Origin of the sequence: Shewanella psychrophila (assembly GCF_002005305.1) — a bacterium.
In the GTDB taxonomy this organism is placed as follows: domain Bacteria; phylum Pseudomonadota; class Gammaproteobacteria; order Enterobacterales; family Shewanellaceae; genus Shewanella; species Shewanella psychrophila.
In genome coordinates this window covers 4,394,164-4,407,661 of the sequence record NZ_CP014782.1, presented here as the reverse complement: position 1 = coordinate 4,407,661, position 13,498 = coordinate 4,394,164, and the positions used below count along the sequence as shown (strand labels likewise).

General features: G+C 42.2%; 10 protein-coding genes and 2 pseudogenes. 6 read left to right on the top strand and 6 right to left on the bottom strand.

Annotation, left to right across the window (positions count from 1 at the left end):
- The first annotated feature begins 27 nt into the window (after positions 1-27).
- The 3 genes and pseudogenes from sps_RS18995 to sps_RS18980 all read left to right on the top strand — a co-directional run bounded on the left by sps_RS18995 (position 28) and on the right by sps_RS18980 (position 6,243).
- On the top strand, positions 28-1,872 hold the full coding sequence (locus tag sps_RS18995; protein ID WP_237157881.1) for a tetratricopeptide repeat-containing diguanylate cyclase: 1,845 nt from the start codon (positions 28-30) through the stop codon (positions 1,870-1,872).
- 1,197 nt (positions 1,873-3,069) lie between these two features.
- Positions 3,070-4,311: pseudogene (locus sps_RS18985) on the top strand (malate synthase); the annotation flags it as partial.
- Positions 4,312-4,839: 528 nt separating this feature from the next.
- Complete coding sequence (locus sps_RS18980) at positions 4,840-6,243, top strand: HDOD domain-containing protein (protein WP_237158133.1); 1,404 nt, start codon at positions 4,840-4,842, stop codon at positions 6,241-6,243.
- A 68-nt stretch (positions 6,244-6,311) separates the two neighbouring features.
- Here sps_RS18980 and sps_RS18975 read toward each other — a convergent pair.
- The 5 genes and pseudogenes from sps_RS18975 to sps_RS18950 form a co-directional block, all read right to left on the bottom strand.
- A pseudogene (locus sps_RS18975) lies at positions 6,312-6,428 on the bottom strand (nuclear transport factor 2 family protein); the annotation flags it as partial.
- 412 nt (positions 6,429-6,840) lie between these two features.
- Complete coding sequence (locus sps_RS18970) at positions 6,841-7,080, bottom strand: nuclear transport factor 2 family protein (protein ID WP_237158132.1); 240 nt, start codon at positions 7,078-7,080, stop codon at positions 6,841-6,843.
- A 339-nt stretch (positions 7,081-7,419) separates the two neighbouring features.
- Positions 7,420-8,244: a M90 family metallopeptidase gene (locus tag sps_RS18960; RefSeq protein ID WP_077753936.1), complete on the bottom strand. Its 825-nt coding sequence runs from the start codon at positions 8,242-8,244 to the stop codon at positions 7,420-7,422.
- 179 nt (positions 8,245-8,423) lie between these two features.
- Positions 8,424-8,912 carry a CopG family transcriptional regulator gene (locus sps_RS18955; RefSeq protein WP_077753935.1) on the bottom strand — a complete coding sequence of 163 codons (489 nt, stop codon included), beginning with the start codon at positions 8,910-8,912 and terminating at the stop codon, positions 8,424-8,426.
- Positions 8,872-9,624, bottom strand: a complete 753-nt coding sequence (locus tag sps_RS18950) for an AAA family ATPase (RefSeq protein WP_077753934.1) — start codon at positions 9,622-9,624, stop codon at positions 8,872-8,874. The genes sps_RS18955 and sps_RS18950 overlap by 41 nt, the downstream gene beginning before the upstream one ends.
- Positions 9,625-10,234: 610 nt before the next feature.
- Between sps_RS18950 and sps_RS18945 the strand changes: the two genes are divergently transcribed.
- The 3 genes from sps_RS18945 to sps_RS18935 all read left to right on the top strand — a co-directional run bounded on the left by sps_RS18945 (position 10,235) and on the right by sps_RS18935 (position 11,546).
- Positions 10,235-10,456: a DUF3820 family protein gene (locus sps_RS18945; RefSeq protein ID WP_077753933.1), complete on the top strand. Its 222-nt coding sequence runs from the start codon at positions 10,235-10,237 to the stop codon at positions 10,454-10,456.
- A 151-nt stretch (positions 10,457-10,607) separates the two neighbouring features.
- Positions 10,608-10,910 carry an NrfJ gene (locus sps_RS18940; RefSeq protein ID WP_077753932.1) on the top strand — a complete coding sequence of 101 codons (303 nt, stop codon included), beginning with the start codon at positions 10,608-10,610 and terminating at the stop codon, positions 10,908-10,910.
- 138 nt (positions 10,911-11,048) lie between these two features.
- Positions 11,049-11,546 (top strand): GNAT family N-acetyltransferase, encoded by a 498-nt coding sequence (locus sps_RS18935; protein WP_077753931.1) that lies wholly within the window; start codon positions 11,049-11,051, stop codon positions 11,544-11,546.
- A gap of 103 nt (positions 11,547-11,649) precedes the next feature.
- Here sps_RS18935 and sps_RS18930 read toward each other — a convergent pair whose 3' ends face one another.
- A complete protein-coding gene (locus tag sps_RS18930) occupies positions 11,650-13,398 on the bottom strand; it encodes a bifunctional metallophosphatase/5'-nucleotidase (RefSeq protein WP_077753930.1) in 1,749 nt (582 codons plus the stop codon).
- Positions 13,399-13,498 lie beyond the last annotated feature (100 nt).

The window sequence follows — 13,498 nt, the reverse complement described above, 5'->3', positions numbered from 1 at the left end:
TTGATATTCCCTTTAGGACATTACCTCTTGAATATATTGCTAATAAAATTAAGCCACTCGTTTAGACAAATTCTGCTATTTTCTGTGTTAGTTTTCGCTTTTCCGTTACCAGTTGAAAGTTTAGAGTTAGATGAACTGGATCATATGTTGACGGAAATGGAGGGGAAGAGAACTCAAAACCCTCAGTTTATTGTAGATTCACTCAAAGAAATAGACTCAATATCCGAGGAAATGAGTGAAGAGCAAAAGTACCGAACTATATTGCTTCAAGCACATTCTTTAGCTATGAATGGTAAGGTTGAAGAGGCAATTGATTTTTTAGTTTTTCACTTGAAAGTTATTCCCTCCACTCAGTTCTTGTTCTATCGAACAAGAATGCTTGGTTTGCTGGCCAATGCATACTCATTTAATAATCAATTTTCCCTGTCTCTTCAAACACTACAGGAGCTGCTACCCCTATTAGGTGATATTGATGACATTGAAAGTGAAGTATCTGGCTATAGGTTGGCGATTGAATTATTTGGCGAAGTGAAGATGAAGCAGGAAGCGCTGAATTATGCCAATATTCTTTATGATAAGTTCGATCACATAGCTTCGCCTCGACATAAATGTTTTGTGGCATTCTATTATGCTGAGAGTTTTTCTGGTGTTTATGAAACCTCGTCCAGTCGCTGGTCAGAGATTGAAGTTTTGTATCGTAATGCTTTTGAATCCTGTGAAGTAGCGAATGAAAAAATGATCATGGCTAGCGCAGCTCTAGGCCAAGCAAAGATTCTCATTAATAGGGAGTCTTTTTTAAAGGCTAAGGGGTTAATAAATAATGCATTAGCGTTATCATCATCGATTCCTTATCCTCTCGATATTGCTGAGGCTTACTTATTATTAGCTAAAATTGAAACTAAGAATGATCAACCTCGTCTTGGAGTTGAGTGGCTCAAGAAAGCATTAGCTATAGGGTTAACTACTACTGATAGTCAATTACTGTCTAAAATATATAAGCCACTAGCAGAGATTAGTGAACAGTTAGGTCATAGTGATCAAGCACTAAAGTACTTAAAACTCTATCAAGAACGTTATTCAGAAATCTTAGGTGCAACCCAAAGTAAGATTATTGCCTTTGAGACGACGAAGCTCGATTATCTTGAAAAAGAACGCCAAATCCGTTATCTCAATAAAGACCGTGAACTGTATACGGCTAAAGCTGCTTTAAATGAATCACAACGAAGCAATGAACGGATGATGAATACGCTTATTGTCGGTAGCTTAGTCTTATTGGCTATCTTCGCTGTGGTGATGACAATGCAGAAGCGTAAATACAAGCAGTTGGCTCAGCATGATGCTTTAACGGGGATTTTTAATCGCGGTACTGCCCAGAACATTGCCGAAAACAGTTATATTAAGACTGCCTCGAAAAGAGGAATGTTTAGTGTCATCATGTTCGATCTCGATTACTTTAAACGCATCAATGATAATTTTGGTCATGGTACCGGAGATTGGGTCTTAAAGAAGGTGGCGGAAGTGATCAATAAAGCCAGTCGAAGCGATGATATTTTTGCACGCTTCGGTGGTGAAGAGTTTGCCCTTTTCTTACCTGGTACAGACGAAATGAAAGCGAATGTCATGGCTGAAGAGTATCGTGGCCTTATTCAATCGATAGAGACCAGGTTTTCTGGCCACACCTTTGATATCACTGCAAGCTTTGGAGTATCGACGAGTAGTGAAGATGACTTGAGTTTAGATCCCTTGCTGCACAGAGCCGATATCGCCATGTATCATTCTAAAGAGCTTGGTCGGAACTGTGTCACGCTTTATAAGCCTGAGATTGAGCTGAGTCGATCTGGTTATCAAAAGAGTAAGATGGCACTGAGATAGCGGCTTAATGTCGCGACTCATGCTGATAGCTCTGTTTGACGATTTAGAGGATCAAACCTTAGAGTCTTAGATAGAAAATCTGATTTAAGGAGATAGGGCGTTGAGACACTATCACCTCAATCTATTCAGTTTTTCTTGGGGGCCCATTCCAATATTTAGTACCCTAGTCATACATGTTCCCTTGGTAATTACTCCTGCATTATTCTAGCTTTACACATCTGAGGCCTTGTACCTCCTGGCTCTTACTAGGAGATCGTTTTCTAGTCTCCTTTCCATAATCAATCTTATTGTTTCTGATGTTTTTACTATATTTTTTTAAGTTTTTTCTGATTTAACCAATGTTTTTTCTTATGTTGATCGATAAACATATACTAGCGATTGCTATCACCTTGTTATCACCTTATTACCGCCTCACTTTCTTTGTTGACGTTTTCGTCAACGTTAAATTAAAACAATCGTTTCAATTCGGCTTTTTCGCTGTGATTGATAAGCTATTGAAATCTATTAGTATTAAGGTTTTACCCATGGGGAAGTACCAAACGTAAGGGCTTGTGAGCATTTTCTGGATAAATTATCGCTGATGTACCGTTATTGTTACCTTGTGAAATATTATTACGTAATGAATTACCGCGTAAGGTCTCTGGTCAATTTGTCTGACAACTTACTGACTTCAATTTTACCTTGTTTTTAATTTGTATTATTTTGCTTTGTTTTCAATTGCTTGTGTTTATTTTTATGATGTGGTCATTTGTGATTTCTCTTAGTTTCTATTTAATCAATGGCCTTAGCTTGTATTGCCTTGTCATTGCAAATCTCAGGTTTTGTTAGTAGGTTTTGTTCAAAATCAAGCTGTAGCATTCAGATCGTGAGTCATTGAAGCGAGCCGAACGTCTCAGCTGTTGTTCAGGTGTGATCATGTAAATAGATTCGAGATTGAAGTAGGCGAAGCACTGCGAATGCATCGCTAAATAGCACTGAAAGAGGAAGCGTAGAATGACACAAGAAGTATTGAGTATGGCCCAACGTGAACCTCAGTTTAGAAGTGTTGATGTGGGTGAGCCTTTGCAAGCCCTATCGGCGGCAGCACCAGAGCTTAGGGCAAACGGTAGATCGGTCTCTTTTTCAGTTTCTTCTGACCATAATGCTAGCTCTGCTGGTAGCAAACGAGATGCTGAATCTAATAATGAACTGGATAATTTGTCTGATAACACACTAGGCTCAAGAAAAGGCCTTAAGATCATAGGAAAACATGTTGATGGTCAGGAAGCCGTTTTTAGTCAAGGTGCTCTGAGTCTATTAAATGTGTTGTGCCAGCAATTTGCTGCAGATGTCCCTAAATTACTCGAGCAGCGTTCACATAGGCAGATGGAAATTGATGCCGGTAAGCTGCCTGATTTCTTACCTCATACAGAATCGGTTAGAAAGGCCAGTTGGCAGATCCGTGGGATCCCTGCAGATTTACAAGACAGAAGGGTGGAAATAACGGGTCCCGTCGAGCGTAAGATGGTCATTAATGCCCTTAATGCCAATGCGAAAGTATTTATGGCTGATTTCGAAGATTCTTTAGCCCCCACTTGGACTAAAGTCGTCGAAGGGCAGATTAATCTGCGCGACGCTGTGACTGGTGACATCGAATATACAGATCTTATAACCGCAAAGCACTATGGGCTTGAAGATGCTCCGGCTGTCTTGATATGTGGCGTCCGTGGTCTGCACTTAACAGAGAAGCATGTTGAGTTTAATGGGCTAAGTATTCCTGCTTCTCTATTTGATTTCGCCCTCTATTTTTACAATAACTATCGTCAGTTACTGAATAAAGGAAGTGGCCCCTATTTCTCTATCCCAAAACTCGAGTGTCATCTTGAAGCGCGTTGGTGGGCTAAGATTTTTGCCTATGTCGAAGAGCGTTTCTGTCTACAGCCGGGCACGATTAAATGTACTTGTCTGATAGAGACCTTGCCTGCGGTGTTCGAGATGGAAGAGGTTTTATTTGAATTACGTTCGAACATAGTTGCACTCAACTGTGTCCGTTGGGATTATGTTACTAGTGATAGAAAGACGCTTGAGAATCATAGCGAACAGGTACTGACAGATAGACAGACTGTGACCATAAATAAAGTATTTCAAAGTGCTTATTCACGTCTATTAATTAAGGTTAGCCATAGGCGAGGCGCACTTGCCATGGGCGGTATGGCGGCGTTTACTCCAGCGAAAGATCAACAATTGAGTCAAACCTCATTGCAAAAAGTTCGTGCAGATAAGGAGCTAGAAGCTCGTAATGGACACGATGGTACTTTGGTGGCAGATCCAAGTTTAGCCGATACAGCCATGGAGACCTTCAATCAATACTTAGGTACTGGACAGAAGAATCAATTACACATAACCCGTGATGTCGATGGTCCGATACGGGCTGAAGAATTACTTAGCTGCTATAAGGGAATCTAACTATTTCAGTTTGCTGCTTTGCAGCCGTTGTCCCCCATGCAGTACTCCTACGTGCTGTATGGGTTTTTCATTCTAGTTTAATGAAAGCCGAGTATGGTTTAAGAATAACATTGCTACGACAATGTTTGCTTGTGTTTGCGGCTCAATTGGGCCGCATTTTTTTGCTGATATTTTGTTTGTTTTTATTCCTGTTGTTAATTTTTATTTTCAAATCTCCCATCCTGAGACCAAGTATTAGATCGATATCATGGTTTGATACGAGCTAATTGATTACAAATTAGACCTTTAATGCCTTTTATTTAATCTAGTCTATGTTTATTGATATTAATTGTATTAAGTATGTTATAAGTTTTTATGCCTATACTTTATTTGTAGGCAAAGTTAGAGCTAAGTAGAAGCTTAACTCAATGTCGTATAAGCAATAAATTATAAGAGAACGATTTGAATTCCCAAACTCAGAGTCAATCTCAGGTTAAATCGAAGGGAGTCGATTACTGGACAAAGCGCATCAGCGATCAGGAGATGCCAGCATTATGCTCTACGGTTAAAACACTGGAGAAGCTGGCAAAAGACGACGTGTCTTCCTTGGGGTTACTCGGGAAGAGCGTGATGCACGATAATGCACTGACCTCTCGAATATTAAGGGTGGCAAATAGTGCTACTTACAATAAAGGCCAGAGCCAGGTGACGACCGTGAGTCGTGCCACTGTTGTGCTAGGTTTCGATACCATACGTAATATCTGTATTACCGCCAAATTACTCAGTAGTTTGTTAGAATCAGAAGGCTTGTCTGAGCCTGTATATCAAAGACTTATTAAGTTAATGGCCCGTGCTTTTCAGGCGGCCATGCTCGCCAAGATGATGCTCAGAGATCATGATGAAGAATTACAGGAGGAAGTGTTTATTGCATCCTTACTGTATCATTTAGGCGAAAGCGCTTTTTGGAGTACAGGCTGTGATGAGGCGATAGCACTCGATGCGGCTATGGATCAGAGTAGTGACAACAAAGAAGAGAAAGTCATCATTCGTGAGATGCTAGGTACATCTTTCAATAAGCTCTCTCTGGGGATCGCTCGTAGCTGGGGCTTGGGAGATGTGTTACTCAAATCTCTGAGTAATCCCGATGAACGTACTCCTGAGATCCGCAGTATTTATCTGGCCAATCAGATCAGTGAACTCTTGGCACTGGAAAATCCGCCTCCAGAGGAACTTCAGCTTAGGCTAAAGCAAGCTGCCAGTATGTTAGGTATCGAGATAGATGAGCTAAAACTTCGTATGGCTCGTTGCAGTAACGCTACAAAAAAATTAGCCGAAGCTTATGGGGCTAAGGTGCTTATAGAACATCTACCCAACCCCATACATCTAAAGAAAGATCTGATAGCTGAGAGCAATGCCCCTTTGGTTCGTATGCCGAACATGAACCTACAGATGAAGAAGCTACGTGAACTCACGGATTGTGCCATAAAAAAAGCCGATTTTAATCAGGTGATCACCACCACTTTAGAGGGGCTGTTAGATGGAGTGGGTGTAGATCGCTGTGGTGTTTTATTGTTATCTCCTAATCGTAAGCGGTTGCAACCACGCATTGTATTAGGGGAGGGGGCCGAGAGTATGAAGACCGAATTTATTATCGCTCTGGAACAACCTCAATGCTTATTTTGTGACAGTATCGAACTCAAACAAGCTATGTTCGTAGATGATCCAAGTTCGCCTAAGTGGCGACTGTATATGGACCCAGATCTGAAGAGTAAAACATCAGCCACGGGGTTTATGATTTCCCCATTGGTGATAGAGCAAAAAGTGATAGGTATGATTTATGCGGATCGCGCGACTTCTGAGCGTAAATTGACTCAGGTCGAGTTTGAAAATTTCACCCATTTCGCACAACTTGCTAATGTCTGCCTCTCCGCATCCATGGGGCATTAGGCTTGAGCTTCGAGTTCCTAGCTCCTAGCTTCTAGCTTCTAGCCCTAGTACCTCGAACCTTCTTTTATCTACTTCTCTGCTTTTATCCTTATTGTTATTTCTTTAGCTATCTCATTGGGGATGGGGAAACTGAGGTGATACTGAGCAATTTTCCAGCCTTTATCTGTCTTGATGAGAGTGCCTGTTTCGTAATACCAGTTCCATTAAATAAGAGATCATTCAGCGGGAGTTAAAAACGCTGTAGGCAAGGGCTATATCTGCTCCTGCAATATAGACATTCGCCACATCCGTGTGGCTATAAGGGAATTGAAGCTAACAGTTATTCTCGGCAACAAGCTCCTGCGTTGCTCTACCTCCTGCATCCATGCGGTCGTATATCGAAAGCCACTTGCGCAGCATAAAGTGTTTTTAAAGCCGCACTACGTGAGCTTATCAGGACTTCTACTTTTGTGTTGCATTGCCTCAAAAGGGAATAACCATTTCCTAACAATGCGCCGTGAATTAAAGCCCTGAGGGAGCTCTGAATTAATCATAAATTTAATGGAATTGGTATATGGCCGTAAGAGGCACTGTCGAGAAGCTCATCGAACATCAATACTAGATCATTTTTTGGGTCTTCACTGACATAAACACACTGTTTTTAGGTGTGTACTCCCAGCCATCGGTTGGCCTGGCATAGCCTTCAAATTCTGGGGTGCTCCAACGCTCAGTGGCATCGGTGCCGATAAATACCGCTTCAGGTAAATATAAACTGAAATAGGAGTCCCAATCGGCTTGTGTCGCTGCTTGGTGTAGTTTGTTTAATAATGCTGCCGCTTTAGGGAAAGATTTACTGATGTTGTCTTTTTGTTAACTGAGGAGCTGCTTGATTCGTGGTTTGTGCTGCATAGCTTGTACTGTTACCAAGGTAAAACTGGCAATGACGGTTAATGCTATAACCCATGTTTTAAATAATGCGTTAGCTAACGATACCGAAATAGGTCTATTGTGATCCTTAGTTTGGCCATGTGTGTTTGCTAGCCTTGCCATGGTGACCTCTTTGTTATTATTTTAGCTTTTATTATTCAAGTTTTATTATTCGGACTTCTGTTTTAATCTTATCAGATTAAAGTTAAATTCCGGCCAAAAGCATGCCGGAATGACGAGGGCTATTAGCTTAAAACTTACCACTTTGGTTCAATGCCAGTTTACCGGGTCTAATTTAAAAAACAGGCTCAGCTCTTGATAGAGTTCTTTGTGATATCTATAGAATTCATCGGGTCGCTCGAAGAACACCTCAGTGATCACCGCAAAAAATTCGGCCGGGTTAGTAGCACCATAATAGCTAAAGAGTGAAGGGATATCTTGCTCGGCGCTGCGTTGCAGAATATCAAACTCATGACTGAGTATTGTCGACCAGGCAGAGTAATCACTCATTCTGTCCAATATCGGCGCGCCGTTAGCGTTGCCATCTTCTTGGTCCAGTTGATGAGCAAACTCATGTATGACCACATTGCTGCCATCCACCGGGTTGGCTGCATCGGCTTGAGCCGTCTGCCAAGACAAGATAACCTTGCCATTTTGCCAGGATTCACCGGACAAAATACGTTGACGGTCACTCACAACGCCGCCGCTTCTGTGTTCTTGGTTATTGACAAAAAATACTGATGGATAGACTAAGATTTGTTTAAGGTTTGGATAGAAGTCGGTAGGTCTATTCAGTAACAGTAGGCAGGCCTGAGCCGCGATGGTAACACGCATCTCATCATCGATAATGATGCCATCGCAGCCGACAAATTCTTTTTCAGACAGGAAGACTTGAATATGCTTTTTGAGTTGTAATTGAAGATCCGTTGGGAGAGACCGAAAGTAGGGCATACGCCTCTTGAGGATCTCTCGCCATGCTTTAGGGAAGGGCTGCTGAGCAATGTGTTGGCGACGGCGAGCAGTACGCCAGTTGCGTGATACAATCCAGCCGATGGCGGCCGATGCAATTAAGCTAACGAGAAAGATGGCGATCATAATTACCTTATATTTATCTGTTCCTAATATATTAAATAAGGGTGAAGAGTTTGATTTTCAATCATGAATTGAGATTAAAGAAAAATAATGGAATAAAAAAAATGCTGACAGCCCGGAAAGTACTCTTTGGGAAAAGCAAGCTGTCAGCTAAGGTTGGGAGAAACGGGTAGAGATTGTAACTAATCGACTATGATGCAAGATTCCTTCTGTTTACGTTCTTCTTCATTGAGTGAATAATGATGCTCAATGAGAAAACGTATGAGTTTAGATTTAGCGATATCACAGCCACTGGCTATCTCAGCAAGATGAGAGATAGCAGATTCGCTCAAGGTAAAAGTGGCTTTCCTGTAGGGTTCATCACCTTTACTTATCTTGAGTACTGCTTGATCACGATTTCTTTGTCCCTTTGTTTGCGACGATTTTGGCTCTCTATGTGCAGGCCGTGTAGCTTTGGGCTTCGTAGGAACCGAATCTGGTACTGTAAATCTAGATGCTAAATCCATGATATCTTCCATGGTTGGTTCACTGCTACTGTGACCCGCCGCATACAAGCTGGCATCATCGATAAAATCATCAATCAGGGCATCGAGAGACATCTGCATGGGTCTCTGCTTATTGATGCTAGAGTTAGACTGCGTAGAGTTTTTCTTGAGATCGGCTAGACCCATACTCACCTCTCATGGAATTCATCTTGTTCATATGTGTTGTAGCGATACGATTCCGAATTTCGGTTGCATTCTTGGCTTGCAGCATTTCACAAGCGATACCGCGCATCTCATCTGCTGCTTTACCCTTGGGCTCGATCTCAATCACAGATAGTCCGGACTCTTCACTGTCATCATAAATGTTTCGGCTATAGGTAATGGCATCAAGTACATTGATATCATAGGTACGGCACACGTCTTTGGCTTCGAAGATACGGTTTGCCTGATTAGGCAGGCTCGGGCACTGAGTGATCACAAAAGAGGCTCGCATCTTGGGATTGATCATCATACAGGTCGCGACTATGTCATCCATATGGCTCACGGTTTTCAAATCACGGCGTTTGGGACGAAGTGGCATAAGTACATGTGAGGCGACCGACATGGTGGCACGTAGGGCCAAATTATCTTGTCCGCCACAATCGACTATCACTAAGTCATAGTGTTGCTCTAAGCTGAGCAAGTCATTGCGTATCTTTCCATAGAGTTGCACACAGTTGATGCTGGGGAGATCCGGGTTATTGTTTCGTGCTTGGATCCAATCAGACGTGGTGCGCTGTGGATCGCAGTCAACCATGATGATAGATGCACCACACTCGGCAGTTAAAAATACAGCGATATTTTGAGCTAAGCAGCTTTTGCCACTACCTCCTTTCTCGCCTCCGACTAATATGATCATTTTAATCCCCTTATACTTTAGTCACCTAAAATTAGTCACCTAAAATTTCTTACATCTGTGTCACTGAGTGCCAATGTTACGCCAACTTTTATAGAGTTTGTTTTAAATTGAAGTAATAGATAGCGTTTCTGCTTACTTGGTACTGCTGGTGTTAATGTTAATTTAGTGGCTTATTAAAACGTCGTCAACATCATGATTTTTTGACGTTTTATAGTATTTTTAAAAAGAGAAGGCCGCGACACATTTTTGACAGAACAGTTAGTTCGACTGGATTTTGACAGGGTATTAGGTGACTAACTATGCGTGGATATAGCACTATGTTATCAGTAAGTTATATTGGCTGGTTGGGTTTTAGTACTCCTTGACGTATGAATGTCGTCAATGCCTGCATACTTATGCAAGCGTTAGTGAAGTTTTATATTCCTATAATGAATAAATGCTAATTTGTTATTCGAATTTGTTATGGTTGTTTAGTACTTCTAGGGGGTGATAATTTCACAGAAGTATCTTTGATACGTGCCTTTTATAACAAAGGCGTGTTATTCCCTTGTGATTTACAATCTGTTCGCTATCCTGCAGAGCTATTTTCTAAGATGAGTCGGGCTCAAAGATGAATGAACAGATGCTACTCGATGCAATTAATCAGAAGATGCCATTTGGTAAGTATGCCGGGAGGAAGCTGCTTGAGTTGCCAGAGCCGTATTTAGTGTGGTTTCACTCTAAAGGTTTTCCTGAAGGTAAGTTAGGTGAGCAGTTGGCCTTAATGTATGAAATTAAACTCAACGGTTTAGAAGGCATGTTACAGCCTCTTCTGGATAAATCGCGTCGGTGATTTAAGTTCCCTAGAATTCGAGAGATTGTTCGATTGTGAGACCTTGATCTAAAACTTGTACTTTGGAAGCGAATTTCGTGATTTGCATTAGAGATTTATTATTTTCTCCATGTTTTAATGACGCCATAACGTTGAAAATAAGGAACCAGCAATGATAGCTAAGTTAATAAAGTTGGCAGCAGTTGCCACACTCGCATTAGGTATTTCAAGCGCATGGGCTGCAGGCATAGTACATGAAGGCACAGTATTAGACACCATGAATGGTGGTGGCTACACTTATGTTCAGATTAAAGAGTCCGATAAGACTTTCTGGGCTGCTGGACCTCAAATTGAAGTTAATAAGGGCGATAAGGTTGTTGTTCAAGAGCAGATGTGGATGAATGATTTTACCAGTAAGTCATTAGATCGCACCTTCGAAGAACTGCTTTTCGTAGGACGTATTGATAAGAAGTAAATAACTTAACCAAGTTAATGACTCTTTATTTTTAGGATGGTGGTTTGATTACTTAGGTGATCGCCACCATTTTTATATTTATCTTATTCTAATCATGATGCAAAATACGGATATCTTTTGGATATCAGTTCTTAGCTAATGTACTCAGTTATTGCCTATCAGGCAGCCTATGCTAATAGCGTTAGTCAAATCTTCCATGAGGCCATTCATGCAATTGATGATGAGTGCTACAGTGCCGAAAACAAGGCAGCCTGGTCTGCTAAACCGAGATCTTCCTATCATTGGCATAAACGCTTGTTGCATTCTAAATCTTGGATTGTGGTCGATAGGAACCAGATAGTAGAGGGGAAGCCTAAGTGTTGTGGATTTATTAATCTAGAGACGACGTATCATAGCCGGGGTTATATCGACAGTTTGTATGTGCATCCAGAACATCAAGGAAAAGGATTAGCGCGAAAACTCTATGAAGTTCTTGAATTGTGGGCTAGAGAGCAAGGATACTCAGAGTTGAGCGTCGATGCATCTCTCCTGTCTAAGGGCGTCTTTCTGTCTTATGGTTTTAAGCAACATCATAGAAGTTATCAGGAGAAACTCGGACAGGTGATCATGGGTTTTTTAATGAGTAAACCATTATGAATTATCTGGACAAATAATCTCGAGTAGAGGCCTATGATGCATACTCCTAAGCAGGCTGAGGCCTGCTTTAGGTAGCTTTAATTCATGCCTGTTTAAGGCGCTGTTAGCGTTTCACAACCCTGTGACTGGTATACATCACCTGAGGCGATAATTCCTGCTCTAGAGTTTGCTCTCTTTTTAGAAAGCGAATAAAGGCATTGGGAAGAGTCAGGTCCTCGATAGGTCGTTGCCACTGGGCTTTTAGCAATGGATGATATCCCTCTTTCCCCGAGGCCGTGTAGGCCGAAGATACTCCGACATAATATTGCTCTTTATCTACCGTTATCCATTTCTCTAGTGGGCTAAGCGAACACATTATATCTAGTGCCAGAATACGTTGTCCTAATGGCTTTCTGCCGTCGTAGCAATATTTGAGTCCATAGGTATAAGGGAAACTGCCTGCACCTGTACCAGTTACGCTGTTGTTGGTCGCTGAATTAATTGCCGATTCGAGTGCTTCGAATAGATATAGCCCCATGATCCTATATTTCACTAAAGGAAGATCGAAAGGTAACAAGCGGCCAATGACATCGGCTAAGGTTAAGTCGCCCTTGCTTAAAGATTGGCGTACGCCGCCGGCATTATGCAGGGCGAAATCGACGCTTGGGTGTAAGTTTTTTGCCTCATGATAGATGCTTTTACAGACCCATGGAGCAATTTCACTGCCGTGGGGCAAGGCCTTACTTGGTAAGCGGGTATGAATGAGATCCCTAGGCAGGAATCCCAATACCTGCTTGTCTAGTGCGGCGATTGCTGGGCGATACTCCGTGGCAATTATCTGGGTTATATGTGGATCTTCCTGATGCCACAGAATCCCTGGGTGTTGTCCAAGCTGGCTACGGATAGCTGTAAAATCCTCAGGTAAGACACCTTGAGCCGACTCGAGAATAAATTGCTGATCCAGCATGAAATAGTTGTGGCCTTGGAGGCGAGTGACTTGGCCATTAGCGTCGAACTCTATGTCGGCTAGACCTAAGGTTTCGGCGTGTTTACCCGCATGCAGTATCGGTGTGTTGTTGACTCGTTCACCATAAGAGGTTGCGCTTAAACCTAGTGGTTTGAAATCACCCTGCAATGTGTGGGTATGGCCGCCTACGATAAGGCTTATGCTATCTACAGTGTCGGCAAGTAGCCTATCTTGATCCAATCCAAGATGACTCAGCACTATGATATGGTCAATGCCTTGGGACTTAAGATGTTTAATGGTTTTTCTTGTGGTCTCAATAGCATCGATAAAATAGGTGTCTGGATCTGGCCGTGCGATCTGCGCCATCTGATCTAACGTGATACCGACAATCGCTAGAGGCTTATCTTGGATCTGTTTTATTAACACTCTTGCTCTGCCTGTCTGACTATCATAGTCGAGCAGGTTAGGATGGCCGCTCATGGGGCTTTCCTTACTACTATCTTCTCGACTCAGATCCATATTACCGGCTAGCAGTGGGAATTGGATATTATTGAGAAAGGCTAATACCGGGGCGTTACCCGCGTCTATTTCATGATTGCCAAGCACCATGGCATCGGGTTTGAGCTGGTTCAGCAGATGGGCATTAGCCACGCCCTTAAACTGGCGAAAATACAGGGTTCCCTGAAAGCTATCACCGCCATGGAGGAAGATAAACTCTTGCTTTTCCTTTACCGCCTGGGTTCTTGCTTGATTTATTTGATGCCCAATACGTGCGTAACCGCCAGTGTGACTGTATACATCGAATTGCTTACCGGCATGTGTTAATGAGAATTTTACGCGGCTAGCATCGAAGTGAGAGTGAGTGTCATTGATGTGGGCAAGTTTTAGCGTGTATTTGTGGGGCATTGCGTCTGTTCAGTCTTCCATTCGGAGAAGGATAGTATCACCGAATGTGTGAGAGCAAAAAGGGAAACTTGTGTTTCCCTTTTTGCTTTATGTAACTAAG

Coding starts and splice junctions, on each gene's coding strand:
- sps_RS18930 (WP_077753930.1), bottom strand. CDS start 13,398: ATGCCCCACAAATACACGCTAAAACTTGCCCACATCAATGACACTCAC.
- sps_RS18940 (WP_077753932.1), top strand. CDS start 10,608: ATGATAGCTAAGTTAATAAAGTTGGCAGCAGTTGCCACACTCGCATTA.
- sps_RS18960 (WP_077753936.1), bottom strand. CDS start 8,244: ATGATCGCCATCTTTCTCGTTAGCTTAATTGCATCGGCCGCCATCGGC.
- sps_RS18945 (WP_077753933.1), top strand. CDS start 10,235: ATGAATGAACAGATGCTACTCGATGCAATTAATCAGAAGATGCCATTT.
- sps_RS18950 (WP_077753934.1), bottom strand. CDS start 9,624: ATGATCATATTAGTCGGAGGCGAGAAAGGAGGTAGTGGCAAAAGCTGC.
- sps_RS18980 (WP_237158133.1), top strand. CDS start 4,840: ATGCCAGCATTATGCTCTACGGTTAAAACACTGGAGAAGCTGGCAAAA.
- sps_RS18935 (WP_077753931.1), top strand. CDS start 11,049: ATGTACTCAGTTATTGCCTATCAGGCAGCCTATGCTAATAGCGTTAGT.
- sps_RS18955 (WP_077753935.1), bottom strand. CDS start 8,912: ATGGGTCTAGCCGATCTCAAGAAAAACTCTACGCAGTCTAACTCTAGC.